Origin of the sequence: Pedobacter miscanthi (assembly GCF_003315595.1) — a bacterium.
GTDB classification, from domain to species: domain Bacteria; phylum Bacteroidota; class Bacteroidia; order Sphingobacteriales; family Sphingobacteriaceae; genus Pedobacter; species Pedobacter miscanthi.
In genome coordinates, this window is the sequence record NZ_QNQU01000013.1 from 135679 (window position 1) to 162669 (window position 26991).

The 26991-nt window shown below is 41.7% G+C and carries 15 protein-coding genes and 1 riboswitch; of the genes, 3 read left to right on the top strand and 12 right to left on the bottom strand.

Going from position 1 to position 26991, the window contains the following annotated elements; translation table 11 throughout:
• Window positions 1-153: 153 nt before the first annotated feature.
• The 6 genes from DRW42_RS16040 to DRW42_RS16065 form a co-directional block, all read right to left on the bottom strand.
• Window positions 154-708 (bottom strand): TlpA disulfide reductase family protein, encoded by a 555-nt coding sequence (locus DRW42_RS16040; protein WP_244215300.1) that lies wholly within the window; start codon window positions 706-708, stop codon window positions 154-156.
• Window positions 709-969: 261 nt separating this feature from the next.
• Window positions 970-2502 (bottom strand): RagB/SusD family nutrient uptake outer membrane protein, encoded by a 1533-nt coding sequence (locus DRW42_RS16045; RefSeq protein ID WP_113949846.1) that lies wholly within the window; start codon window positions 2500-2502, stop codon window positions 970-972.
• Between the two features lie 10 nt (window positions 2503-2512).
• Entirely contained in the window at window positions 2513-5524 is a 3012-nt protein-coding gene (locus DRW42_RS16050; protein ID WP_113949847.1) for a SusC/RagA family TonB-linked outer membrane protein, read from the bottom strand.
• Window positions 5525-5540: 16 nt separating this feature from the next.
• The gene (locus DRW42_RS16055) at window positions 5541-7766 is read right to left on the bottom strand and encodes a transferrin receptor-like dimerization domain-containing protein (protein WP_113949848.1); all 2226 of its coding nucleotides are present in this window, start codon (window positions 7764-7766) and stop codon (window positions 5541-5543) included.
• Between the two features lie 77 nt (window positions 7767-7843).
• Window positions 7844-7948, bottom strand: a riboswitch (SAM riboswitch).
• A 297-nt stretch (window positions 7949-8245) separates the two neighbouring features.
• Window positions 8246-9112 carry a sugar phosphate isomerase/epimerase family protein gene (locus DRW42_RS16060; protein WP_113949849.1) on the bottom strand — a complete coding sequence of 289 codons (867 nt, stop codon included), beginning with the start codon at window positions 9110-9112 and terminating at the stop codon, window positions 8246-8248.
• 84 nt (window positions 9113-9196) lie between these two features.
• On the bottom strand, window positions 9197-10846 hold the full coding sequence (locus DRW42_RS16065; RefSeq protein ID WP_113949850.1) for a glycoside hydrolase family 32 protein: 1650 nt from the start codon (window positions 10844-10846) through the stop codon (window positions 9197-9199).
• A 699-nt stretch (window positions 10847-11545) separates the two neighbouring features.
• Between DRW42_RS16065 and DRW42_RS16070 the strand changes: the two genes are divergently transcribed.
• The 3 genes from DRW42_RS16070 (at window position 11546) to DRW42_RS16080 (ending at window position 15985) form a co-directional block, all read left to right on the top strand.
• The gene (locus tag DRW42_RS16070) at window positions 11546-12160 is read left to right on the top strand and encodes an RNA polymerase sigma factor (protein ID WP_158544358.1); all 615 of its coding nucleotides are present in this window, start codon (window positions 11546-11548) and stop codon (window positions 12158-12160) included.
• Between the two features lie 92 nt (window positions 12161-12252).
• On the top strand, window positions 12253-13278 hold the full coding sequence (locus tag DRW42_RS16075) for a FecR family protein (protein ID WP_113949852.1): 1026 nt from the start codon (window positions 12253-12255) through the stop codon (window positions 13276-13278).
• Between the two features lie 10 nt (window positions 13279-13288).
• The gene (locus DRW42_RS16080; protein WP_113949853.1) at window positions 13289-15985 is read left to right on the top strand and encodes an outer membrane beta-barrel family protein; all 2697 of its coding nucleotides are present in this window, start codon (window positions 13289-13291) and stop codon (window positions 15983-15985) included.
• 189 nt (window positions 15986-16174) lie between these two features.
• Here the strand turns inward: DRW42_RS16080 and DRW42_RS16085 are convergent, their stop codons facing one another.
• The 6 genes from DRW42_RS16085 to DRW42_RS16110 are packed head-to-tail and all read right to left on the bottom strand — an operon-like array spanning window position 16175 to window position 26883.
• Window positions 16175-18718, bottom strand: coding sequence for a zinc-dependent metalloprotease (locus DRW42_RS16085; RefSeq protein ID WP_113949854.1), 2544 nt, complete (start codon window positions 18716-18718; stop codon window positions 16175-16177).
• 51 nt (window positions 18719-18769) lie between these two features.
• Window positions 18770-19663, bottom strand: a complete 894-nt coding sequence (locus tag DRW42_RS16090; RefSeq protein ID WP_113949855.1) for a peroxiredoxin family protein — start codon at window positions 19661-19663, stop codon at window positions 18770-18772.
• A 24-nt stretch (window positions 19664-19687) separates the two neighbouring features.
• The gene (locus DRW42_RS16095; protein WP_113949856.1) at window positions 19688-21157 is read right to left on the bottom strand and encodes a PKD-like family lipoprotein; all 1470 of its coding nucleotides are present in this window, start codon (window positions 21155-21157) and stop codon (window positions 19688-19690) included.
• A gap of 28 nt (window positions 21158-21185) precedes the next feature.
• Entirely contained in the window at window positions 21186-21959 is a 774-nt protein-coding gene (locus DRW42_RS16100; RefSeq protein ID WP_113949857.1) for a DUF4843 domain-containing protein, read from the bottom strand.
• 8 nt (window positions 21960-21967) lie between these two features.
• Window positions 21968-23470 carry a RagB/SusD family nutrient uptake outer membrane protein gene (locus tag DRW42_RS16105; RefSeq protein ID WP_113949858.1) on the bottom strand — a complete coding sequence of 501 codons (1503 nt, stop codon included), beginning with the start codon at window positions 23468-23470 and terminating at the stop codon, window positions 21968-21970.
• 11 nt (window positions 23471-23481) lie between these two features.
• Window positions 23482-26883: a SusC/RagA family TonB-linked outer membrane protein gene (locus tag DRW42_RS16110; RefSeq protein ID WP_113949859.1), complete on the bottom strand. Its 3402-nt coding sequence runs from the start codon at window positions 26881-26883 to the stop codon at window positions 23482-23484.
• Window positions 26884-26991: the final 108 nt, after the last annotated feature.

Below are 26991 nucleotides of genomic sequence, written 5' to 3' on the forward strand. Positions count from 1 at the left end.
CCCTAAACCTTACACCTCAAACCTTAATTCTACACCACAAACCTTTTTCACTGCACAAACGTTTGCATAACAGCGCATTGTATCTGCCCGTTAATAAAAACAGGCCCAATATAACTATCGGACCTGCTCTTAAACAATGATTTAATTAAGCAATTACCTGCTTGTTTTCTGGCTTAATTCTTTAACGTTTTTAACCAGCAGGCTAAATTCTTCTTTATCGTACAAACGGGTTAAAAACCTGATATAACCATCACGATCAATCACTACATTACGGGTAACGCCGGCTTTTTTATCAGCAAATTTCTGAAAGATTTTAGCACCGGGATCAAGCGCCAGCGGATAAGTGATGTTCATGTCTTTATGGAATTTCTGCACCACGTCCAATGGTTCATCACGGTCTACACCAATCAGTACCACATCTTTGTCTTTGTAAGCCTGCCAGATATCTTTTTCCAGATAAGGCATTTCTTCGCGGCAAACCTTACACCAGGCAGCGGTAAACTGCAGGATAACGATTTTACCTTTCAACTCTTTTAAAGTGGTTTTCTTCCCATCATTGAGTACGAGTTCAAAATCATCAGGCGCTTTATCGCCAACTTTTACCAGGTAGCCTCTGCTATCTGCATTTGGGTTTTCGAATTTTGGTTGTTGCGCAAATGCGCCAAGGCTGAGCAAAACCGCAGCCATTGTGAATAATTTACTTTTCATGATCTTTTTTATGGTTAATTGTTTAAATCGGTTAACTGGTTAATTGTATAAATTGGGTAATTGTTAGATTAAATTGCCAGATTGTTTTTATTGCTAAACTGATAACTCTCTTTTGATTATTGCAATTTGAATATTGGTTATTATTTGGAGGTTAATTGTATAAATTGGGTAACTGTAAGGTTAAACTGATAACTCCCGTTTGATTATTGCAATCTGAATATTGGTTATTAGCTATGGTGGTTAATTGTTTAACTGTTAAGTTTATTTTTCTGCTGCTTTCCAGCCTTCATCAGCCGCTGTAGCCACTTCTCCATATTTGCCTTTTTCGCCGAAATAAGCATTGCCACCAAAAGTATAAACCGGCTGTTTTACCAGATCGAGTTGCAGCTGAGGCAAGGGATATTCAGTTGGTGTACCGCCAACGAGTAAATTGTTCCGGCGCATAAAGGTAAAGGGCAGAAATGCGCCTCCTGCGCCATCAATTTCGATGGCATACTCGTAATGCAGCTGTTTTCTTAAATCAGTTTGATTTGCGGCTACATCCGGAAGGGTACCTATTGCTTTTCTGGCCGCAGCCGGATCGTTCAGCAAAGATGCTGCGCCGGCATAATCTTTCAGCCAGAATTTAGATTCGGCTTTTAACAAACGGATTTCTTCCGCCAGGAAATAAGGATTAACTGCGCCCGGAGAATTTAGGGTATTGGCGCTATTATACCATCTCTTTCTATACCAGTTGGTAAAAAGACCACGTCCGCGGGATTCGATAAATATCCCAAAACTTGTGGTATAACCAAAATAGCTGTCGAAACGTTTATCGTTGCTGCTGATATTCGGCAATATGCCCGTTAAAGGGTAAAATTTGGGTGTATTCCCGGTTTTATCGGCCAGATAGGCAATTTTTACATCCGGCGGCAACCAACCCGAACCATCCGAATTACGCTGCACCAGGTTGGTTAATAGCTGATTGTAATAGCCACCTGTTACCGTAGTGATTATAAAGTCGCTGGTAAAACCTTTTTCGGCATAAGCCAATACCTTACTCCACTGCGCATCGCCTATTTTTTCGGCTTCTGCTTTATCACGGGCTTCGGAAGATAAAATCCTGGCAGCCATCGAGTTGGCCAGTTTGATAAAATCACTTTTACTGAAGGACTTTCCGCTAAGGAAATCGAATTTAAACTGGCTGTTTGCTTCGGCAAGTGCAATAGATTTGTCGATCAGTTTAATTCCATTGGCAATTAAGGCTTTGTACGAATCAGGGAAATCTTTGGTACTTAAATTTACATCATCTACAATAATACCACGGTCGAAAATAACGCCTAAATAGCCCTGTGCTATTCCTTTAGCATAATAGGCAGCCACAAGGCAATCCTGCGTGCGGTCGTTACCCTGTGTGTCGTAGATCTTTTTCCCTTGTTTTTCAATGATATCAAGCGCCAGGGTGGCATCTAAATTGGCCTGGTAAAAGCTGTTGTAAAAGGTATTCCAGGTTACTGCACCGCGGTAAGAAGTATTGTTATTGAGCCTTAAACGTGGCTCGTTGGCAAAATCCCACCACGACGAATTCCCATTGGTATTGGTGGTTTGATCGGCCAAAAGGCTAAAATGCGTTCCGGATGCACTGGTTGAAGTACTAAAAACGGTTTGCACGCTACTGGTAGTGAGTTTCAGTCCAAGATCTTTGATCTGATCAACAGCTTCCTGATTGGTTAAAGTAGTTGGATTATCAAAATCGGTATTCTTGCAGGCACTAAGGCTTAAAGCAATCAATGATAAGTATAATAGATTTTTCATTTTCTGTTTGTTAAAAGTTTAGTGTAAGTTTTGCGCTGTAAATGCGGTAGGTTGGGTAATCGTAAAAATCCTGATTACCTTCTGGTGTTACCCCCGTAAAGGATGTCCAGGTATACAGATTACGGCCAACAAGTGCCAGGCGGGCATTGTTTAACACCCGGTTTATCCCTAAAGCCTTTAGCGGCAGCTTATAGCTTAAAGAAACTTCTCTTAACGAAACGTAACTGCTTTTCTGCAACCAATAATCAGTAGTTTGCTGTGCATTAAAAACAGCGGTGGTAAAAGCAAGGGGCAAACCTGCCTGTGCAGCCTGATCGGAAAATGGCGAACGGTACTGATAAGTGAGGTACTGCTGGGTTTCGTTATACTTCTGTCCACCTTGTTTCCAGTCTAAAACGGCATAAACAGACAATGGACCGATATTAAAGGTATTTGAAAAACCGACAATAAAATCAGGTTGTGCATCGCCAATCACTTTCGAGTTACCTGTAGCTGCATTCTGGTATAGTAAAGGAGTTTCGGCGGCGGTACCCAATTGGTTTTTTAATACCACAAAACCCAGTTGGTTTACTGTAAAATCGCTCAGTTTGTAAATCCCTCCGGCGGCATTGGTTACCAGACCCTGTGCATTAGTTTCGAGTTGATCGAGACCGGTAAGTACGCTGTAACCATAAAAGGCAAAAGGACTTACGCCGGGTGCTTTTCTGAAATCACCATCAGTAAATTCGGGTACATCCCCCAAAGAGGTAATTTTACTTCTGATCCTGCTAAAAGTGATCCCGGTGTTCCAGGTAAAGGCATTTTTGGTGATCACGTTGCCATTGATCTCGAGCTCGAGCGAATTCGATTTAACAGCGCCCAGATTGCCGTAAATCCTTGCCGATCCGGTAGTTGGAGGAAAAGCCGGAACAAGGATAAAATCATTAATACTTTTTGAAAAAGCGTAATTGGCCTGCACATTAATGCGTTTAAACAGCTGCGCATCAAAACCAAATTCGAGCTCGGAAGTAATGGCTCTTTTCAGGTCGGTATTTTCGCGCTGGTTATAACTTACGCCACCCGAACTGGATAAAGAAACCTGACTATCTTTGGCACCAAATGGAGGTAAGCTACCTGCTTTACCATAAGCTACCCTCAGTTTCAATTCGTTAATGATGCCCAGTTTTAAATCTTCCGTTAAACGATAAGCAGTTGATACCCTTGGAAAAAAGGCTGTGCCCACATCGGCACCAAATCTCGAGCTGTTATCCAGCCTGCCCAGTACATCTACAAAAATCTTTTCTTTCCATGCGGCTTTTAAATTTAGAAAGTAGCCATAGTTAACCGTTTGTTGCCATGAAGATCCAATGCCTCTGCTATCGGCCGATGCCGCAGCCAGACTTTTTACGGGTGCACTCAGGTTATAACCCGAAGCAGATAATGAAGTAATCCTGTTTTCTTCGTACACCGCTTTTAAAGTTGCACCAAAATCGAAATCGTTAAACTTATTATTATAGTTCAGCTGTGCCTGTCCGTTTTTAGACGTGGTTTTTGTGGTACTTTCGCCATAATAACCATTGTTTCGGGTAATGTCGGCAGAGATCGTCTGAAAACCTATCGGATAATAATCTGTTTCATTGTAATTCTCGTTCTGTAAGGATGTATACACTTCGGCATTCAGTTTATCAGTAAACTGGTATTTTACCTTTAATCCTGCCAGCAGGTTATCGCTGTTATTGTTGTACTCGCGGTAACTCAACTGGTAAAAAGGATTGTTCACATTAAAATTCTGGATATCGAAACCATAAGGTTTGAAGGCGTATTTCCCTGAGGCATCACGTTCCTGCAGGTTGATAAAAGGCTCGTAAAGCGATGTGGCATATAATAACGATCCACTACCACTTGATGAAATTGAAGAAGATGGTGTTTGATTGTTAAAATACTGCAAACTAAGGTTAACCTCAAGCTTTTTATCTGGTTTATAACCAAAATTGAATAAGGCTGTTTGCCTTTTATCAGCGCCAACGGGCTCAGCTACGCCACCTTTGTACTGGTTCTGAAAAGAGGCATACAGGGTATATTTATCGCCGGCCGTTGATGCAGAAACAAAATTGGTAAAATATGGATTGTTGTTAAGCATGTTGGCCACATTATCATACACATTCTGGTAAGGATGGAGATTGAGCGAATAACCATTAGCCTGTACATCGATGGTGCGGGCATTACCATTAAGTACAAATGAACCATCAGGATTTACCTTGAAATGATGGAACTGTGAAGTTGGAGGGGTATTTTGTACATTACTCAGGCCAAATTCATTGTCGACGATGATATTCACTTTTCCATTGCCCTTTCCTTTTTTGGTAAGCACCTGGATAATCCCGCCTTCTCCCCTCGTACCATAAAGGGCTGATGCTGCCGCACCTTTAACCACCTCGATGGATTCGATATCCTGCGGATTTAAATCCGATAAGTTTAATGCCGTTACAAAACCATCGATTACTAATAGTGGCGCAATATTGCCCGATACCGATTTAGCGCCACGCAAGTATACGGTAGCACCGGAATTACCTGAAGACTGACTGATCTGAATCCCTGCAACTTTTCCCCTTAGCGTTTGAGAGGCATCGGTTGCCGGAACGGTATTAATCTGTTCGTTATTTACCTTAGTTAAGGCAAAGGTTAGTTTTTTACGACTGGTTCCTTCTGCCACACCGGTAACCACCACATCAGATAGCAGGTGGATATCTTCTTTTAGCGCTACATTAATTTCTGAACGGTTATTGATGGCTACCACCTGTTCTGTATAACCCTGAAAATGAATGATGATACTATCTGCCTTTTCCGAAAAAGTTAGGTTAAATTCCCCTTTATTATTGGTACTCGTACCAATTTTGGTGCCTTTTAATTTAATGGTGGCACCTGCCAGTGGCTGTTTATCTTTACTATCGGTAATTTTACCGCGAAGGGTGTTCTGGGCAAAGGTCTGCAAACTGCCGAGCAGGGCAAAGCAGACTATTAAATAGGTAAAAAATAGTTTCATGTTTGTAGGGTGATATTTAAAGTTGATTGGTTTGCTTGAGGAATTGTGAGAATTTTAAAATGGAGGATGTTAATGCGGCGATCTGCTCCTGCACTTCTTTTGCATGGTACTGTTCAATGGCTTCGCGCACACCGGGAAGTGTTTTTACGCCATAGCCGGTGTAAAGTCCGGGGGCGTAAATGCTGTGCTTGTACCAGGGCCGGCCGGGTAAACCATTTTCCTGGAGCAACTGTTTTTCGGCCTGAAAAAGCAGGATGTTCAGTTTATCGGCATTGGTATTTGAGGCGAGGGCTGCTGTTACCGCCTGGTTTAGTTTTAACGAGGCTGTTTTTAAGCTATCAACGGCTAAATTCAGTGCAGAAAAATCGAATTCCGGCAATTCTACCTGTGTTGGTGGATTTTTTAAATTCTCTTTGGGATCATTTGCCAGTTGATAAGCGCCATTCGTAATCAGTTTATTCTGACTCTGGGCACCTTCTCTGAGTTGTTTGGCCAATGTGCTTACTTCGGTAACATAAGTAGCTATTTTAGCCTGAAGGTTCGAAAAGTTGAATGGGAGTACATCTGCATTGGCGAGGCGCAATACTGCCCTTCCTGCGGTTTGAGATAAGGTTAAACCATATTCAAAACCGGGATCTTTAAACTTGACAAAGTTATCATAGGTATCGAAATTGGTATGGTACTCTCCACCTTCATCCTCACCACCAAAACCAAGATTTAAAGTAGGAATGCCAAGGTGCTGTAAAAATGCCGAATAATCTGAACCGGTACCCAAGGCTCCAAGATCGATAGTTTGGTTATCAATTACTTTTTTACGATCGCTGAGTGATGTTGTAGAAATGGCTTTATTTGCTTTCCAGCGTTCGAAAATATTAGCATTAACCTGTGGATCTTTTACTTCTTTTGAAATTTCGGAAACGAGATTTTCGAGTGCATGCGAGCCCCCAGCTTCCAAAAATCCGCGTCCGTTGCCATCCGAATTGATATAGGCCACTGCTTTACTGTTTAATTCGGCAGCATGGTCTTCTACCCACTCCGTTGAACCTAAAAGTGATTGTTCCTCCCCATCCCAGGCAATATAAATAAGTGTCCGTTTTGGTTTTATTCCCGCTTTGGCCAGTAAACCGATAGATTTAGCTTCTTCTAACAGCGATGCCAATCCACTTACCGGATCTGCCGCACCGTTTACCCAGGCATCGTGGTGGTTGCCGCGGATAATCCACTGGTTTTTAAACTGGCTGCCTTCCAGTCTGGCCACCACATTATAAGCGGGAACAATATCCCAGTTAAAAGCGAGGTTTAAGCGTACCTGGGTACTTCCATCGCCAATATGGTAGGTAACAGGCAATCCGCCGCTCCAATCGGCAGGCACCACCTGACCTTTAAGTGCAGCTAATAAAGGAAGTGCATCGTGGTAACTGATCGGCTGTACCGGAATTTTAAGTATGGTTTTGGCACCTGCCCTTTCGATTCGTTTGGCATCTTTTGTAGAACCCGTGTTCGGTGTTAACGGATCGCCCGGATAAATCACCATGTCCATTACCGATCCGCGTTGAACCGCAAATTCGGGTTTATAGGCACCCTGTGGATATACATCGCCCTTTACAAAGCCATCATCTTTAGGATCAGAGTAAATGATACAACCCACAGCCCCATGTTCGTAAGCAATTTTAGGTTTGATGCCCCTCCATGACCGGCCATATTTGGCAATCACAATTTTGCCCTTTACACTCACACCGAGGCGCTCCAGTTTATCATAATCGGCAGGCAATCCATAATTTACAAAAATAAGCCCCGCACTTACATCACCATCAGCACCCCATGCATTATAAGGCGGTAATTGCCCCTGCTGTGCAGTTGCCAGATCTTCTTTAACAGCCTGCTCTTCCAGTACGGCATTGTATTGATCATTTCCCAATAATTGTACCGAGCGGGTTTTAGGTGTTGGGAATAAAACATAATAGGTTTCGATCTTTGCATTCCAACCGTAGCTTTTAAACTTGTTTAAAACAGATTCGGCTACTGTTTTACTGCCTTTTGAGCCCAGGTGGTGGGGATTGGCAGAAAGCTCTTTTATGGTTGCCCCGATATTTGCCTTATCAAGCCCTGCATCAAATTTCTGTTCAATATCATGCTGCTTCGGAATATTCTGCGTTTTAAAACCACTTATTGGCTTTTCCTGTGCCAATAACGCAAGTGAGAGCAGTTGGATAGCGGTAATAAGGGTAAAAGTTTTCTTCATTTATCTGATTTTTAGGAGTTTTTTACCAGAAAAACTTTGAGCAACCTCAAAATCAATTAGCATGCGGATGCATAACCAACTTATCTTCTCTACCAGTTGGCAGAAAGGAATTAGCACCTTTTACAAGTGTATAGGTTGCTTAGACGTCGTAGGGCCTTTCCCTCGGTCTTTCTGGATAAGTATTATATAATGATGCAAAACTAAAAAAAATAATCTACTAATTCTATAGATTTTATATAATTAATTTAAATTTTAGTTATTTATCATAAAAAAGATACAATGAAAGGATGTTTTAAGGGGGATCAATTATGTTTGATTCTACTACTATTGATAGACTTTAATAAAAAAGGCGTCATCTCGACTGAAGCGTAGCGGAGATCCTTTGACTACGCTCAGGATGACAATGTAGATTTCTCGACTTCGCTGTGCTTCGCTCGAAATGACGGATATGGGGGGCTTAAACCTTAAACCCTAAACCTCTATTTCCCCGAATAAACCTCCGCGATTTGCTTAGTAAGGTATTGGAATGCCTGTGGTATTTCTACCGACGCGTTATTGGTGCTGGCTTCAATGAAGATATACCCTTTATAATTTATTTTCTTCAGCGCACGCAAGTATGGCCTGAAATCGTCGCCGGCTACCCCTGGCAGGGTACGTTTCTCTTTTTCGGCAATTTCGCAAAAACCTACCTGTTTGGCCGCAGCAATAATCTCATCAGGCGATTCGCCTTCCCGTAACATGTGAAAAACATCGACATTAAGCCTGAAATTAGGCTCGTTTACTTTTTTTACAATTTCTGCCGCTGATTTTAGTGAGGTAATAAAATTGGTTTCTGTGGTTTCGAGGTTTTCCAATAAAATGATGACATCGTTCTTTTTCGCTATCTGACCCAGTTTTTTGCATAGGATTACAAAATCTGCTTTTGCCTTGTCCATATCGTAACCAGATGGAATGCTTCGCGCCCCTGAACTACCGAGCACAATATATTTTACTCCCGCCTGTTTCGCCCTCGAAAGCACCGTTTCGGTATAACTTAAAACTTTATCTTCGTTTACATCCGGGCCCGCTATTTTCAAACTCCCCGGAAAAAACAGGTTACAGCTTAACACTTTGCATTTTGCAGTTTTAAGTTTTTGCAGGTTAGCCTGAAATTCAGCATCGCTTAATGCTGGTGAAAGTATTTTGGGTACCGATTCGCCAATCAATTTAAAACCCGCAGCATAAGCAATACTATCTTGTGCTAAACCGCTAACAATACCTAATTCCGGATATTTTTGCTGCGCTGAAAGCGGACCTGAAACTAATAAAATAAGGAAACTGATAATTGATAAAAATGTCTTTTTCATAATGTTACTAATTCAGAATAGGATTAAAGGATTTCAGGATTAACAGGATCATAGTTTTGTAATGATTAGGCCACTATGGGTCTTTTATTGCCAAATTGACTTAACAGAATACACCTTTAAATCTTTAATTTCGATATTATTTCCCCAAAACTGAAAGCCATCGGTGTTTTTTGCATCTAATTTGCGTTCCATCGAATAAGAGTAGGCGCCGCCATCAATAAAAACTTCTATCGAAGTTCTGTCGATATAGATATCAGCAGAAATTTCCATACTTGTCATATCTTCAGGTGAATAAAAAACACCATTTACCAAATTGAAATTCATATCGTAATCCAGTATTTTCTGCCCGTAAAGACTGAGGCCGGCACTGGTGGCATGTGAGAGTTTCAGTTTTGTTTTGATGCGGATCCTGTCTGTATTGTTAAAGGTTTTAAGTTTTTCGTTGGCATCCTTTGCGTTTAAATTATTCCACTCACCAGTACTTTCGAAAAGCTGTGAGGCCTCTTTTACCGGTTCGCTTACCAAACGTAAGCCATCTTTTGTGGTTTTAAGTTTCAGTTCGGTTGGCAAAAGCATCATCCCATTAAAAGGCATATCAGGGTGGCCGATTCTGCCCCATCCAATCTGGATCCTTCTGCCATCACTTTCGGGGATGTTGGTAAAAGTTTGTGCCGCATAAATGCTTCCGGTTACATAATAATGTTTGCCAGATTCGGGTATAAACTTTTTACCATCGAAAGTGCCCGTCATATAGGTGTTGGAAGCGCCGTACATTACCCATTTGGTTTTGTTTCTATCGCCATCGATGGGCAGCTCGAACAGATCGGGGCATTCCCAAAAACCTGTGGTATGGCTTTGGAAAGTCCAGTCTTTTAAATTGGCCGAATTATAAATCGAATGCCCGTCGCGCTCATTCAGCACCATTACCCAATGTTTCCCGGGTTTGTACCAGAAAACCCTTGGATCTCTTGTATCTACACTGTTCCATTTCGCTTTCGAATCAATGATTGGGTTTTTATCGTATTTTGTCCAGGTGCGACCCTTATCTAAACTATAAGCCACACACTGCACCTGTTTTTCATCAGTAAAAGCAGTGTAGGTGGCTACCATAGCAGGTGTATTTCCTTTATTAAACCCGGCGGTATTGTTATAGTCAATTACGGTTGAACCCGAAAACATGGTTCCTGTTTGATCAGGGCTTAAAGCGGTTGGCAACTCTTCCCAGTGGATCATATCTTTACTTACGGCATGGCCCCACGACATATTTTCCCATTCTCTTTCGTATGGATTATGCTGATAGAACAGGTGATATTCGCCTTCATAAAAAATAAGTCCGTTCGGATCGTTTATCCAACCTCTTTTTGTGGTAAAATGAAACTGAGGACGATTTTTCTCCTTGTAAATAAACAGTTGGCCTTCAATTTCATCATTCTGATAAATTTTCTGCAATCCGGCGGGATCCCCGTCATAACTAATTTTTACCGTTTTCCCTTTTAGTGCGGTTACATCACAGAAAACCCAGTACTCTGCTTCGTCTTTCGCCAGCCGGATTTTAAAAACCCGCTCCTGTTTACCTGCAATTTCAAATTTCATATTGGCCCTGGCCTGCTTTTGCGAAACGGGCAGGTTAAGGTAACGTTTGTTGATTTTGATTTCAATATCAGCGGCAATGGCAAACTGGGAAAGAATAGATAAAGCGCCTATGGCAAAAATTGCTTTGTAAATAGTTTTCATGTTCCGGGAATGGTAAATCGTTTTATCAATTAAAGAAGGATTTTGGTTAGTGGAGGAAAAGATAGGGAAAAATATTGAGGCTAAAGAAGTGTGTATTATTTTATTTACCTGGCTGATGCTGCTGGAACACCGGATAATGATCTATTGTGCAATTTGATGTCGTGATCATTTTGTTTATACCCGCAGATGACACGGAAAGCGCTGATTTAAAAGAATTCATTCTCTAAGGTTATTCGGCCACGGAATAACGAATTTGCACAGGATAAACTTATATATTGTTTTTATCCGTGTTTGATCCGTGTTTTTCTGTGAATCTGTGGCAAAAAATTAAGAAGGGTCTATTTTGCCACGGAAACAAGGATTTGCACAGAATAGTCTTATGTATTGTTTTCATCCCAGTTAATCCTTGTTTTTCTGTGAATCATTGACAAAAAATTAGGAAGGATCTATTTGCCACGGAAACACGGATTTGCACAGAATAAACTTATATATTGTCTTTATCCAAGTTTAATCTGTGTTTTTCTGTGAATCAGTGGCAAAAAACTAGGAAGCTCTTAGCGAGACGCTAAGACTAGTGAGTAGATTGTCAAACTACAATATACGTTTAAAAGAATTTACTTATGTTTGGCCATCAGCAATTAATGAAATGGAATTATAATTGTTGGAATCTTACATCTTAACCCTATCCAGACCTATATTTTGCAACTCCACCAAAATCATAACACAAACAACGAAGCTCAGCATTGGAATAGTTTTAAAGATGGTGATGCTGCTGCTTTCGAATACCTGTACAAAACCTATTCAGCAAGTTTGTACAATTATGGATCAAAGTTTAGCAAAGATAAAGACCTGATTAAAGAGTGTATCCAGGATCTTTTTGTAGGGCTGTGGACGAGAAAAAATTCGGTCGGAAATCCTGAGCACGTAAAAAATTACCTCTACAAATCTTTCAGACATGCCATTTTTAAAAAAGCTTTTAAGCTAAGCAAAAATGAAACTTATGAGGAAACAGAAAATTATCAGTTCCAGGTGGTTTTAAATGTTGAGGAAACCCTGATTGATCATGAAAGGCGGCTGCAGGTAAGCGAAAAGCTTCAAAGCGCCCTGGCTAAACTTACGGCAAGACAAAGGGAAGCCATTTTCCTTAAATTTTATGAGCAATTAAGTTATGAAGAAATTGCCGAAGTGATGGGAATTACGGTAAAGGCGGGCTATAAAATTATGGCCCGTTCGTTAGATTACCTGCGAAATAACCTTTCTAAAGATGATTTATTATTGCTTTACCTCATGCTTCATTTAAAATTATTAAACTGATAATCAGATAAATAAATAAAATTTAGATTTTTTATTCATTTTAATGGGGAAAAAAAGAGCTGCTACTGCTAATAGGATCAAAAGAAAGAACAATGAAGAAACAGCTAAGCGATTACAAAGCTTATACTTTAGCAGATCTGATTAACGATGAAGGCTTTATCCTTTGGGTGCTTCAGCCGGATGAAACCGCAGACCTATTTTGGCAAAACGTCCAGAATACTTACCCCACCCTAAGCCCGATAATTGCAGGTGCAAGGGAAATCGTATTATCGATGCGGTTCGAAACTGATCAACTCGATGCAACTGAGCAAAAACAACTTTGGCAAAACATTGCCGCCAAAACCGTTTCAGTCAAAAAAACAGGCAGAACCTTGCCGATATGGTACCGTTATGCCGCCGCAGCGGTTGTGGTGGGTATCCTGTTCTGTATCGGCATTTTATATTCGGTTAACCAAAAAGTAAATATCGAAACACCTTACGGACAATTGAAGAATATCACTTTACCTGATGGATCGATTGTAACCCTTAACGCCAACTCGCATATTAAATATGATAAAAACTGGGATAAAAACGAAATCCGTGAGGTTTGGATCTCGGGAGAAGCCTTTTTAAAGGTAAACCACCTCCATAAAACAGGAGCGATACAAAAACACGAACATTTTATTGTGCATACGGGTGCAGTTAATGTAGAAGTTTTAGGAACCTCTTTTAACGTAAACGACCGTAGAGGCCGTACCGAAGTGGCCCTTTTAGAAGGCAAAATCAGTCTGGATTTAAACTCCGGTGAAACAAAACCACTTGTTTTGACTCCGGGCGATATCGCCGAATATGCAAACGGAAAACTGGTTAAAAAACCGATCAATGTTGCAGAATATGCTTCATGGAAAGATGGAAAACTATATTTCCGCAATGTTCCGGTAGCTAAAATATTCGATTATTTCGAAGATGTTTATGGTTATAAAGCGGTAGTTGATGATCCGAAAATTTTGGAGAAAAGATTATCGGGTGCTTTAAGTGCGAAGGATCGGGATGTACTGTTTAAAGCCATTGGAGTTACACTGAACATCAACATTACCCCGAAAGAGGCTACGCACGAACTTATTGTTACATCTAAATAAGGCAACGATCATGAAAAAGAACTTAAAAGTTAGCCTTATTGCCTTAATATGCGTCCTGTTTTTTAACCAATTTACATTTGGCCAGCAAGCAAAACAAGAAGAAACACAGGCCTTAACACAGGTACTCAGCAAGTTGAGTGCACAGTTTAAAGTCAATTTTTTATACGAAGAAAGTCAGCTTAAACAAAAGCAGGTTATTTATCAAGCTAATAATTATGCGGGTAAACCTTTAAAACAGATTTTAGATGCACTCATTTTACCGATTAATTTATCGTGGTACAAGGTAGATGATAAAAACTATTCTATTTTTCCAACGGTTTCTAAAACCGCGGCACCGGTAAAGCAGAACATTAACCCCAGTGTTGTCGATTCTGTTGCAAAAGACCAGGTAAGTGGCCGGTTGTTCGACGAACATGCCAAACCATTGGAATATACCACGGTAACCTTGTTAGTAGCGACAGATTCATCTTTCGTGATCAACTCGTTAACCGATCTTGATGGCAAATTTACCTTTCCATCGGTTAAGCCGGGCACTTACAAAATCAGGGTTTCGCCCATTGGATACAGTCCGTATACTACTAAACCTTTTACGGTTGGCGGTAACACCCCGGTAAACATTGCCCCAATTGCGATGCAGTCATCAGGCGAGAATTTAAAGGAAGTTAAAATTACAGCCAGCAGGCCACTGGTAGAAGCCAAAAGCGACAGGCTGGTTTTTAATGTAGATAACAGCGCCATGGCGGTAGGCAATTCGCTTCAGGTATTAAAATCGGCACCTTTTGTGCGGATCTCAGCCGATAATACGGTGAGTTTACAGGGAAAACGAACCATGATTTTAATCGACGGCAAACCCGTACCGGATGCAGCATTGGAAAATATCCTGCAAACCATGCCTGCAGAGAATATCTTAAAAATCGAACTGATTACGCAACCTTCGGCAAAATATGATGCTGCTTTTGGTGCCGTAATCAACATCATTACCAAAAAAAGCCAGATTGAAGGTTTTACGGGTGATGTCCGCGCTGATGGATCAACCGGAAAATATGCCACAGGAAACCTGAATACTTCGGCCACTTACAAACGCAAAAACCTAACCTTTTATGCGAGTGGCGGTATTAACAAAGGAACCAACATTTTCAGTATAAATTCGGAAAGGTTTCAGGATCCCAGCGATCCCTTATATTATTTAACCAACAACTGGTCGCGCCTATCGCATAACAACCTCTATAACTTTCAGGCCAGCGCCGAGCTGCAACTGGATAAAAACCAGAGCATCGGGCTTTTTGCAAACGGTGGTATCTTTTATTTTAAAGGACCATGGGCTACAACAAATGAGTTTGGCCGGAAAAACATCCGTACTGATTCGGTATCATACACTGATGCCACGTTTAACCAACGTGCTAGTTCTTATACCTACAACTTTAATTACCATCTTCTGGCCGATTCGGGCAAAAATGATCTCGTGGTATTGGCTACTTTTACCCCATGGAAACGCAACCTCTTCCAGGATTTCCCTTCGGTGCTTTATGACGGATCGGGCAATATCATCAGCATCCCAACCCATTACCAGAACAGAAACAAGGCCGCTATTGATGTTTACATTGGTCAGGCTGATTATACGCATGAGTTTAAAAAACAATGGAAGCTTGAAACCGGTGCTAAATTTCAGTACACCAACTCCAATACAAGCGTAAATTATCAGGATAATCGCAACGGAGCATTCCTATCCAATCCGATATTTTCTAATGAAAGTAATCTGAAAGAATCAATCGCTTCGGTATACGGAATACTGGGTAAAAACTGGAAGAAAGATAAGGTACAGCTTGGTTTAAGGGTTGAAAATACCAAAGCCAATTTTGTGGGAAATTTTAAACAAAACTACAGTAACTTCTTCCCCACGTTTCTTTATCAGCATAATTTTAACCAGGATAATAACATTTCCATTTCTTATAAGCCCACCATTAACCGTGCGCCTTATTACGAACTGGTACCCTATACGGTGCTGATTAACCAATATACCATTGAGCAGGGTAACCCTTCGCTTACGCCACAGTTTGATTACACCTATACTTTGAGTACGAATATCCACAAGCTTAATCTGTCGTTAAGTTACACCCACACTAAAGGTACAATCGGACTATTCTCTTACAAGCAGGATCTTGCAACGAAGATTACCTATTTTACGCGCCAAAATCTCGACCGGGCATCTGATGTTTCACTTTATCTTTTTTACCCGATCAAAATCAACGATTGGTGGGAAACCCTCAACAGCGGTACTCCTATTGGTTATAACATGGCTAAAGGACCAGTTCTGGGAACCCATTATAAACTGGCTGCTTTTCACTCTGATTTTAAAAGTTCGCAGGTTTTTAAAATCTCGAAGAACCTGAAATTGCAGATTGACGCCTATTATTGGACAAATTATGTACAGGACCTTTCTAAAAACAGTGGTTATAAAAATATCGATGCTTCGTTTTTGCTTAACCTTTGGGAAGGTAAAGGGCAGCTCCGTTTGGGCGGGAATGAACTCATTTTTAAGCGAAACGATTACCTTATCGAACGTAATTATGGCACTTTCAATTCGACCGAACGGGTTAGCAATGATAGTAAACGTGTTTTTATGGGTTTTACCTATAAATTCGGTAAATCGAAAATCCAGAAATCGGATACGAAACTGGGTAATGAGGACGCGTTGAAGCGGTTGTAATTTAGCTTAAAATAAAGAAGTCAAGTTTTTAGATTATGTTGAATACAAACAGTATACAAACTTGACTTCTTTGGATAAATGCATTAAAAAGATCCTTCGACTACGCTCATATGATAGGTTTACATTGGCAGTCTAGGGGCTAAATCAAAAAGAAGCCAAGTTTTAAAAACTTGACTTCTTTATAAAACCTTAAGGCGTAGGCGTATTAAGCGTTTTCGGGATCAAACCCACATTGATTTTACGCACCATTTCTTCTAAATGCAGTTTGGTTAAACCGGTGGCAAAAGGAATAGCCTTTTTAATATCCCCCCTTAATTCAATCAAATGCGCACGCATAATGCTTCCGCCATCGGATTTGGTTACATCTGGGTTTATGTAGATGTTAATTCCCCCTAATTGCCCGGTCATTACGATTTCATTGGTTGATACAAACATTTTTATGGCATTGCTCATATAAGTTTGCTGCAGGTTACGGCGGTAAATATCGATTGCTTTATGGCTATAAATTTCGCTCCATACCCCTTTTTTCAGGTCATTAAGGTATTCCATGGCGGTATAGTTTTTAACCGGATCAGTAGCTTCCCTGTTAATCATTTTTACGATGATATCAGAACCCATCATGCGCATCAATACTGCGTATTGCAAATTTCCAATGGTATAAACCGGATTTGCACCCGTTACATCAGAAATCTGTTTATTGAGCAACCATTTTGGCGTTACAAAAAACTCGTTGTTCATAAACTTCATGGCTTGTTTCTGGGTGGCATAAGAAACGGGCGCCAACAATCCGCCGGGCTGCTCTACACTTTTAAAAGTAGTATAGGTACCCGCAAAATTACGGATCACGTGGCCAAGGTATTGTGTATACTGCTTAATTACCTCTTTATATATTTCGCCGGTTTTTTCATACCCTTCGTTTGGCTCACGCGTCCAGGCCATAATATTTGGCACTACCCTTTTAAGGTTTTTAATCCCGTAAGTACCCGCAAGCATTGCATTATCACCCATATCTTCACTCTGCGAACGTGGATCAGTAAACAGGTTCTCTGCCCCGAAAAACAAACGTTTATTGGTTTTCAAGCTATCAATAATCAGTTTATTCAGATATGGTGTTTCTTCTTCTGCTGTTTTAAATTCGGGCCGCCAGCGGTAACCAAATTCTATTGCCCATTTATCATAGTCGCCTATACGTGGGAAAATACCTTTTTCTGAAATATGATCTTCGGGCTGTGCCACATAATTAAAGCGGGCGTAATCCATAATGGATGGTGTATGACCATGGGCCTCTACCCAGGCTTTATCTCTTAGCTTAGCCACTGGTACAGTTGAGCTTGACCCAAAGTTATGCAACAGGCCAAGCGTATGGCCAACTTCGTGTGAAGATACAAAACGGATAAGCTGCCCCATCAGTTCGTCATCGAACTTTGGTTTTTGCGCACGGGCATCAAGTGGGCCAGCCTGTATCATGTACCAGTTGTGTACCAGCTGCATAATGTTATGGTACCAATTAATATGGCTTTCGATGATCTCGCCACTGCGTGGATCGTGCACATTCGGACCACTTGCATTGGCAACAGCTGATGGTTTGTAAACAATAACGTTGTGGGTGGCATCATCAATGCTCCAGTTCGGATCGTTGGTTGGTGCAGGCAAAGCTTTAATGGCATTTTTAAAACCGGCTTGTTCAAAGGCTTTTTGCCAGTCGTTTACCCCTGCAATTAAATAAGGTACCCATTTGGCCGGGGTAGCCGGATCTATATAATAAACAATTGGCTTTTTGGGTTCAACCAGTTCGCCGCGTTTATACTTTTCGATATCGGCATCTTTAGGTTCTAAACGCCAGCGCACAATTACCGCCGATTGTTTTACCCCTTGCGGATCTTTATCAAAATCGGTATAACCCTGCGCAAAGAAACCAACGCGAGCATCAGCAAAACGGGTTTTCATCGGTACTTTTGGTAAAAGCACAATCGAACTGTTCAGCTCATAAGTATACGGAATGGTTGATGTAGTGGGCTGGCCGCCAATCGGGCCGCGGCTATAGGTACGCACGGTGCGGATTTCTACATTTTTAGGATAGGCACTTATGGAGTTGATATAAGACCTATCGGTTTGGATACCGCCGATACCCAACAGGCCTTTTACAGCGGCGCTAAAGAAAAAGATCTCATTTTCGGTATTGATAAAATCGGTAATATCAATTACGCTGCTTTTCAGTTTGGTAGAATCGCCACCATAGGCTTTTACCGGAAATGAAGCTACAATGGGCTGAATATTCGAATTACGTACCGATTTATATAAACCATTGGCAGTGGTATCGGCCGAGTGCTCATTATAAGAGTTGAGGCGCAATAAAATGCGGTCGTTTGCAATTCTTTCAAAACTGATTACATTTTCGGCAATCTCATCACCGGCATAGCCCATCATCTGCGGACGTGGATTGGAAGCTGCCTTAGAAATCCGGTTTACCACCAGCATTTCCCTGCCCAAAAGGGTGTCGGGGATTTCGAAATAATACTTTAGGCCGATCTGGTGCACATTGATCATACCCAGCGCCGTTTTAGCCTTAGCAGTAATGATTTCTTTATATGGTTTAACTGCTCCCGGCACACTATCGGCCTTTTTAACCGGAACAGCAATGGTTGCTGGTGTAGTAACACGTGGCTTTTTTTGTCCGTAAGAGAACATGGCAAAACTTCCTATTGCCAGTGTACATAAAATAGATTTAAACATTTATCGTTTGTTGTTGGTCGGTTTTTGGCCGACCGGATATAAGATTTGGTTTTATTTTCCCTGGTTGGTTTGTGGTAAAAGTGTGGCGAGTTTTTTGGCCAGTTCTGCCCCCCTAAGGTTTGCGGCAATGATTTTCCCATTGGGATCGATCAGAAAATTTTGGGGAATCGACATTACGGAATATAATTGTGCCACATCGTTTTTCCAGAATTTTAAATCTGAAACATGTTTCCAGTTCAGCTGATCATCATGGATAGCCTTTAACCAGGCCTCCTGTTTGCCAGGCTGATCGAGTGAAACGGAAAGGATTTCGAAATTACGGTCTTTGTAAGTATTATAGGCTTTTACCACAATCGGGTTTTCTTCGCGGCATGGTCCGCACCAGCTTGCCCAGAAATCGAGCAGTACATATTTTCCTCTAAAATCAGACAGGTTAATGCTTTTGCCAGCGGTATCGGGTGCAGAAAATCCAGGCGCAATACGGCCAATGCTTACGGCGTCGAATTTATCCAGTACAGCTTTGGTTTTAACACCAGTAGCCGTTTGCTGAATGTTTTTATCGAGTTTAGCGAATGTTTTTTCGAGCGACTGAACATCTTTAGGCAGTGCACCAATTACATCTTTTAACGCCAGTAAACTGGTAAAATAATCAGGGTGCTGTTTGATAAAGGCCAGGGTAAGTCCGTTTTTTTCCTCTTTAAACCTGGCCATTTCGGCACGCCAGGCACCAAGGCCAAGGGTATCGTACTTTACTTTTTTGGTTTGGGCATCGCGGTATGTTTTTTCGCTCAATGCCAGTTTCTGGTTCACCGAAGCAAGCGTTGCTTCTAATTCTTCTTTTTGCTTTTTAATGGCCGGCGATTCTACATCCGGATCGCTTTGCTGTGCGAAAACACTTCCTGTTAATGCAAACGTTAACAGGAATGTACTTAATTTAAGTTTCATATTGTTGGTGTTTATTGTTTGATGTTAAAATACCCGGCTTCCTAAGCCCTTTTCTACGTAATTTAGGCAGCTTACTTTGCCCTGCCCTTCAAAATCGGGTTTACTTAACTGCTGAATGGTCCCGGTTGAGCTAATTTTATGCAACCATACTTTATACTTTCCATTCTGGTATGAAGCAATGGCCAGAAAATCGACTGTAGTGGCCACACCGGCAGCAGGCTGTGGATATTTGATGTGCTGGATACAGGTAACCACCTCGCCCTGTGGAAGGGTAACCTGCAGGTTTTCGGATATGGAAGTAAAATCCGTCATGTAAATATTATTACCCTTAGCGTAATAAATATAATCCGAATCGTAATTTCCTCCGATGGCATCGGCCGACATTAATCCGTGTGTGGCCGGAACGGTTTTAGTACCCAGAATCATATCGCCCGAACCCGCCAGGGGACCATAACTGGCATTCATCCTGATTAAAAGTCCTTCTCCGGTTGGCTTTTTAAAAAGCGTAAGTGCCGCACTCCGTAAACCTGCATAACCACCAGCCCAAATCATATCGGCATTCATGTTTTTAACCAGTGCACCATTTGCGCCAGGCAAAGCATAAGTTCCGTTATCAGAGAAAACCATCGATTTCGAATTATCATCAAAAAAGATTCCCCTCGCCGCTATAGCTGCTACAGGTGTAATTTTATAGGTAGAAGGCGGAGGACTTGCAAATAAAGTTCCTTTAGTAAGGGTAAACAGCTTATTATCATTAATCAGGAACACATTGTTATCAGCCATTGGCTGCAGCACATTCTGTGGCTTTTTTACATCAGGACGGGTAAAAAACATATCATCAAAGCCCATTACCTTTTTTCCGTTGTCGAGCCTGAATATGGCGGCATCCTGATCGGTTATGGCAATCATCACGCTGTAGAGATCGGTAGATTTTAAATTATTTTTAAAGGAGCCTGAAAACACCGCTTTTACACTTTTCCCCGTTAATCCTTTACCATCATTAAAATTAGCCATCCAGTTATCAATCCGCCCGGTTGGGTAAATAAAATCGAAATCGGTTTTGTTGCCGTCATCTTTTAAAATATACCAGCCCGTCATGGTTAAGGTTGATACCGAAAGCGCACTGGTAATCATTTGTGTTACACCTGTAATACGGTTTTTTAAGTTAAGAACAAGCGTATAAGCTCCAGGGTTAAGCAAAACTTCGTAATGCAGGTCTTTTGATCTGGATATCGTATCGCCCTTCGGGATAATACCCGAGCCTACGGTATAATTATTGGAAAACACCGTCCAGTAATAATTGTAACTACGCTCATCTGATACCGCAGGGGTAATATTCAACTGATCCTGATGGGTGTAAACGGTATATGCCTTTTCGTAGCCGGTTACTGTTGCAGACGGTAAATCGGGAATGTATGCGTTTTCGCTTTCTTTTACACAGGAACACGTAAATAATACCATTATCCCCATGAGTAATACATTTAATTTTTTCATTGTATTTAGTTTAAATCAGGCCTAATTATTAAGGGAAAGTAATGGGCAAACTGCCCAATTCGTCGGTTTCGCGTAAGGGCGTCTTACCACTGGCAATATTTACAGGATCGTTATTGAAGTTGGCTAAAGCTGTTTTTAAAACATTGTTATAGTTTTGCAATGCACCAATTGTTACTGCTGTTTGGTACCAGGCTTCGTCAATCTGCTCGTGTAAAACATCAATCATAAACTGGTGCTTACGGGTACTGTATTTTCCAAGCGTGTAGAAAGCAGGCGCTGTACCATTATCAAACCTCCACGAATAAAAGCGCTCCAAACGATCGGAAAACAGGATTGATGTACCACGGCTCTGTACCTCACCCAAAGCAAACTGATCATTGGCTGCCAGTTGAAAGCGCAAACGGTAGGTATTGGTTTTCAGGCTTGCATCACGCAGCAGTACCACCGGTATTTTCGCCTTAACGGTATTGGCTTTGATTACCATCAGGTTTTTGAGTGAAGGATCATCAAAAGGCACAAAATGCTGACCGGAAACTGCGGGGAATAAATCTGCCTTATTACTTACCTGAACAAATTTTACCGCACGATCTACATTGGACATTTCGCCAATAGTATTTACCTGGATATAAACCGTATCCCGGGTAATGGTTGGTGCCTTGTACACAAAAGTACTGCTCACCGTAGTGGTATCGTTAAGTTGTACACGCGCAATATCACTGTATAGCAGTCCCTGGGTTTTACTGCAGCTTATGACAGTTACCGCAACAAGTACCATCGCTAAAAAATATATTAATCTTTTCATCGCCTTGTTTAGTTATTGTTATAGTTAATTTCACGGTCTGGCTTAGGTACCAGGTATTTGGTTGGCTTGGCGTTATAATAGGTATAAGTCCAGCTGGCTGGCAATGTGGTTAAGTTGAAACGCTTGTAAGTGAAGAAACTCTGTCCTTCGGCGTAAAACTCGCGCACATATTCCCTGATCAGCTTATTTCTACGGTCGGTAAGCCAATCGGTTGAATTAAAAGATGTAAATGGAATCCCTTTTTTACTGCAAAGAAAACTGTAGGATGCCTCCGCGCCTGCTTTAGTGTCGGCACATTCGGTTAAAATCAGGTACATTTCGCTCAAACGCAATAACGGAATCTGCAAAACAGGGAATAAACCTGCTTTCTGGATATACTTTTTATACATCACGTAGTTGGTGGCCCCTGCGGTGGTTTTGTAAGTCCACATTTGTTTCCACCTGATATCTGATGTTCTTTCGCTCACCGGAAAAAGGTTGTTGAGGTAGTAAAAACCATCGGTAATGTTAAAATCGTAACGCATTAAACTTCCGGTTTCGCCAAAAAGCCCGGTTGCCGTGGTGGCCAGGTTGTATACGCTTAAAGCACTGATGTGTTCAGACGACATCGTGTAATCTTCATTCGCACGGTCGCGTTCTTCGCCCAGCCTGAATAATGGCGCACCGCTTGGATCGGCCGCATCGATTACCATTTGCGCGTATTTGGCCGCATTTACTTTGTATGAGGCATCGGATGTGCTTAGCCAAAGGTATACCCTTGCCTTTAAAGCCAATACCGAATAATAGTTCATCCTCACCTGGCGGTACAGCAGGTAATTATCGCTCAACACCGGCTGATCGTTTTGTCCGGGGTTTAACTGTGCGATTGAATATTTACGAATGGGATCTACATCTTTTAACAAAGCTTCGGCCTGGTCGAGATCGTTGAGTACAGATTTCATAAAATCCTGGTAAAGCAGCGGTTCGTGGATATCTTTGCTTACCGTGGTTACATAAGGAAGAATCCTTGCAGTACCGGGAGCAGAAGGCAGCGGACCATACGTGCGCATGGCATCGAAATGGCAGAAAGCGCGCAGGCTTAAGGCTTCACCTTTTACGATGGAATAGTTCCCTTCAGTAAAAACCGATTTTTTATCATCTATAACACTTAGTATGCTGTTTACATCAGCAACTACCTTAAACAGATCGGCATAAGTATTATCCAGCCAGCCCCTCACGGTTGCATCGGTATAATCGCCATTGATGAGTTTGGTTAATGCCGTATTACTCGGCGAGGGGTTTTCCCAGTTAATGGCCATAAATTCGATATTGCCCCAGGTTAGGGCTCCACCATAAATGTTACCGCTTTTCATGCGGATGTAGGCACCGGTTAAGGCATCGCGGAAGCCTTTTTGTGTTTTAAACAACTCATCCTGGGTGGTTTCGCCCTGAGGTTTCACATCAAGCCATTTTTTGCAGCCGGTTCCAAACAGGCTACAGAGTATAATAACGGTTGTAAGTATTTTTTTCATAATCCTGTTTTTTAAAATGCCGCAAATAATGAAAGCGAAAACTGATGGGTAAAAGGATAATCGGTACCTCGCTCCTGTTTTACCGTAGAGATGTAAAAGAGTTCGCCGGTGTTGCCTGCAAGGGTTAAAGTTTGCATGCCCAAACGTTTTAACAGCCTTTTATTATTTACTTCGTAGGCCAGATTAATATTCTGACAGGTAAATGTGCTTTCATTTTGTACAAACCTCGAAGAAGCATATACCGGTGTTGATTCGTTTATGCCACGGTAAAGCGCCACATCTCCCGGCTGTTTCCAGCGGTCGTAATACACACGGGCATCAACATTGAGAATTTTATTTGCATTTTCTACCTTATCAATTAACGTTTGGTTATATAACTGTCCGCCAAAAAGGAAACTGAACGATGCATTTAAAGTAAAGCTGCTGTAACGGAACAGGGTGCTAAAATTTCCCCTGAACTTTGGCTGACTTAAACCTACTGCCACACGGTCTTTCGCGTTCCAGGTATAGGTTACCTCCCCATCTTTATTCAGAAAAAGTTCTTTACCAGTACTCGGATCGATCCCTAATGAGCGTACCACATAAATGGTATTCTGCGAATCGCCTTCCCTGATGATACGGGTAGGGCTTGCACCGCCCTGAAGTGCCAGCTTTTCGTTAGCGGCTTTCATGGCCTCTGATAGTTTAACAATGCGGTCTACATTATGTACCAGATTTCCGGTTACCGACCAGGAGAACCTGCGCTGGTTATTGCGGATGAGCCAAACACTGGCCATTAACTCGATACCTTTGGTTTGCAGTGCGCCAATATTTTCGTTATAGCTGGTAAAACCATTGGCGTAAGGTAGCTCAAGCGAAGAAAGCAGGTTGGAGGTTTTTTCTAAAAACACATCGGCCTCTAAAGTAAACCTGCTGTTAAACATGGCGGTTTCGAAACCTACATTATATTTATTGGTTTGCTGCCAGGCCAGATCGGGATTGCCCAAAGTATTCTGGTGCGCACCCAGCCAGGTTTTGTACCTATCATTTGTATAATAACTATAAGTACCCAATGCCTGGTAGGCATCAAACTGTGTTGATCCGGTTGAACCATAAGAGCCCCTAAGTTTTAACCTATCGATAAACCTTAAATTATCTTTGATAAAAGATTCGTATTGCATATTCCAGCCTAAACCTGCCGACCAGAATGGCGCAAAACGGCGGTTTACACCAAATTGCGAAGCACCATCTACACGGTAAGCCAAATCAACCAGGTAACGGTCTTTAAGGGCATAGTTAAAGTTGGCCACCGCTCCGATCCTCCTTCTGGTTGATTCGAACCCGGTTGGCGCGCCACCCTGCTGGTATTGTAGTGCCATACCCAAAAAGTCGATAGATTCGTCAGGAAAACCTTCTGCCGTAAAGGTGTAATTTTTAGCATTATTCTCGGTCATATCGATATTCACCCCGGCATATATTCGGTGGATATTGTTGAATAACTTCGAATAACTTGCCGATACATTACCGGTATAACTAAAATCCTGACCGGAAGAATAAGCATAACTTCCTTTCCTGAAAATATCGGCTTCTCCATAATTGGCAAACGACGAATGTTCGGCAGGTTTAAAATTATCTTCGTGGTTTTGATTGCTGGTAACTCCTACTCCAGCACGTAAAAACAGGCCGTTTACCGGTGTCCATTCCAACTGGAAATTATCCGTAATATTGGTGGTATGGCCAATATCGTAAGTATTTAAAGTGGCATCGTATAAAGGATTTGGATATGGACCACTATATTTTGAAGTTTGGGTTATAAAAGGCCTGTAATACGGCGTAAAAAATTTCACCACATTCCCTGATGCATCATAAGGCTCCCAGTAGGGATTTAATTTGGCGTAATCAGCAAAAGAACCATAAGGCGACTGGCTGGCTTTGGTTTGTCCAACTACCAGGTTATTACGAAAAGTAAGCGTACGGTATTTGTACATCAGGTTAATGGTACCGTTAAAAGTCTGCCGGCCTGATCCTTTCATCGCGCCGTTGGTATTGTTGTACTGCAGGGCCAGATCGTAACGGAAAGTCTGATCGCCTCCTTCTACTTTTAAGTTATGGATCTGATCTACCTGTGTACGCAAGGGCACCGATAACCAATCGGTATTTACACCCTTGGCCACCTGACCAAGCACCTGGTTGTAGTATTTCTGTAATTCGATATTGGTTGCGGGATCTTGTGTAGCACTCTGGAAATAACCCGAAAGCCTCTCAAGTTCCAGTTTATCGGCAGCATTTAGCAGGTTATAACTGCTCAGATCGGGGATACTTAAATTTACCCCTGCCCTGTAGCTTAGCCTTAATTTTCCGGCAATGGGTTCTTTAGTTTTAATTACCACTACCCCATTGGCTCCACGCGAACCATAAAGTGCCGTTGCCGAACCATCTTTTAGCAGGGTTACCGATTGGATTTCGGTGTTATCCAGATCGAGCATGCGCTGTAAGGTAGTTTCAAACCCATCGAGGATAATAAGTGGCGTATTCAAAGCAGCCGAAGTCTGGTCCTGGAGTTTATCGATATTCGGCAGGCTCCGGGCTCCCCTCATCTGGATATCGGGTATTTTATTCGGATCGGCACCTGAAGCATTATTGGGCACCACATAAAATGACGGATCGATATTGCCCAATGTGGTAAACAGGTTTCTGCCCTGAAATTGTTGCAGCTCAACTGCTGTGATGGTACGCACCGCGCCAGTATAACTTTCTTTGGGTTTATTAAAAATCCCGGTTACCACAACATCATCAAACTTGTTGTCGCCAATTTCCATTTTAACAACAAGGGTAGTTTGCCCTTTTTTAAGTTTAATTTCCTGCGTTTTAAAACCTAAATAGGTCACTACCAGCGTAGCTTTTTCATCCACATTGGCGATAAAAACTGTTCCACCTACACCGGTAACCATTTTTTTATTGGTTTCTTTTATGGTTACGGTAGCGCCGGGTAATGCTTTACCTTCTTCGTTGGTTACCGTAACCTGAACGCCGGTAGAAATGTAGGTGAAAGTAATCTTATCAGCTCCATTTATTGTCTTTTCGCGGAGCATTACTGCCTTATCATCAACTTTATACGCAATAGGCTGGTTTTTGAAACAAAGCAGAAGCACATCTTCTAATGAGGCATCTTTAACGTTAATGGATACGGGCGTGGTTTTTTTTAAAAGTTCGTTGCTATAGAAAAAGTCATAACCGCTTTGTTCGCGGATATCGTTGATAATCTGGCTTAACGGGACATTTTTCTTGCTGATTGTAATTTTCTGTGCAAATCCTACAGCAGAAACCTGGAGGAAAGATGCAATTAAAATAACGGTAGTTAATCGCATAATAAGCAATAATTTGCGGACATACCCGAGCGGCATACCCCTTTTCTTGGGATAAATTCTATACATTTGTTTGGTTTGGTTTTGTGCAGATGCCCTGGCTTCGAAACTGGGGGTACCTGCAGCAGTAGTTGATAATTATTGGAGAAATGCCAAACTTAGCCAGGAGTACCTACA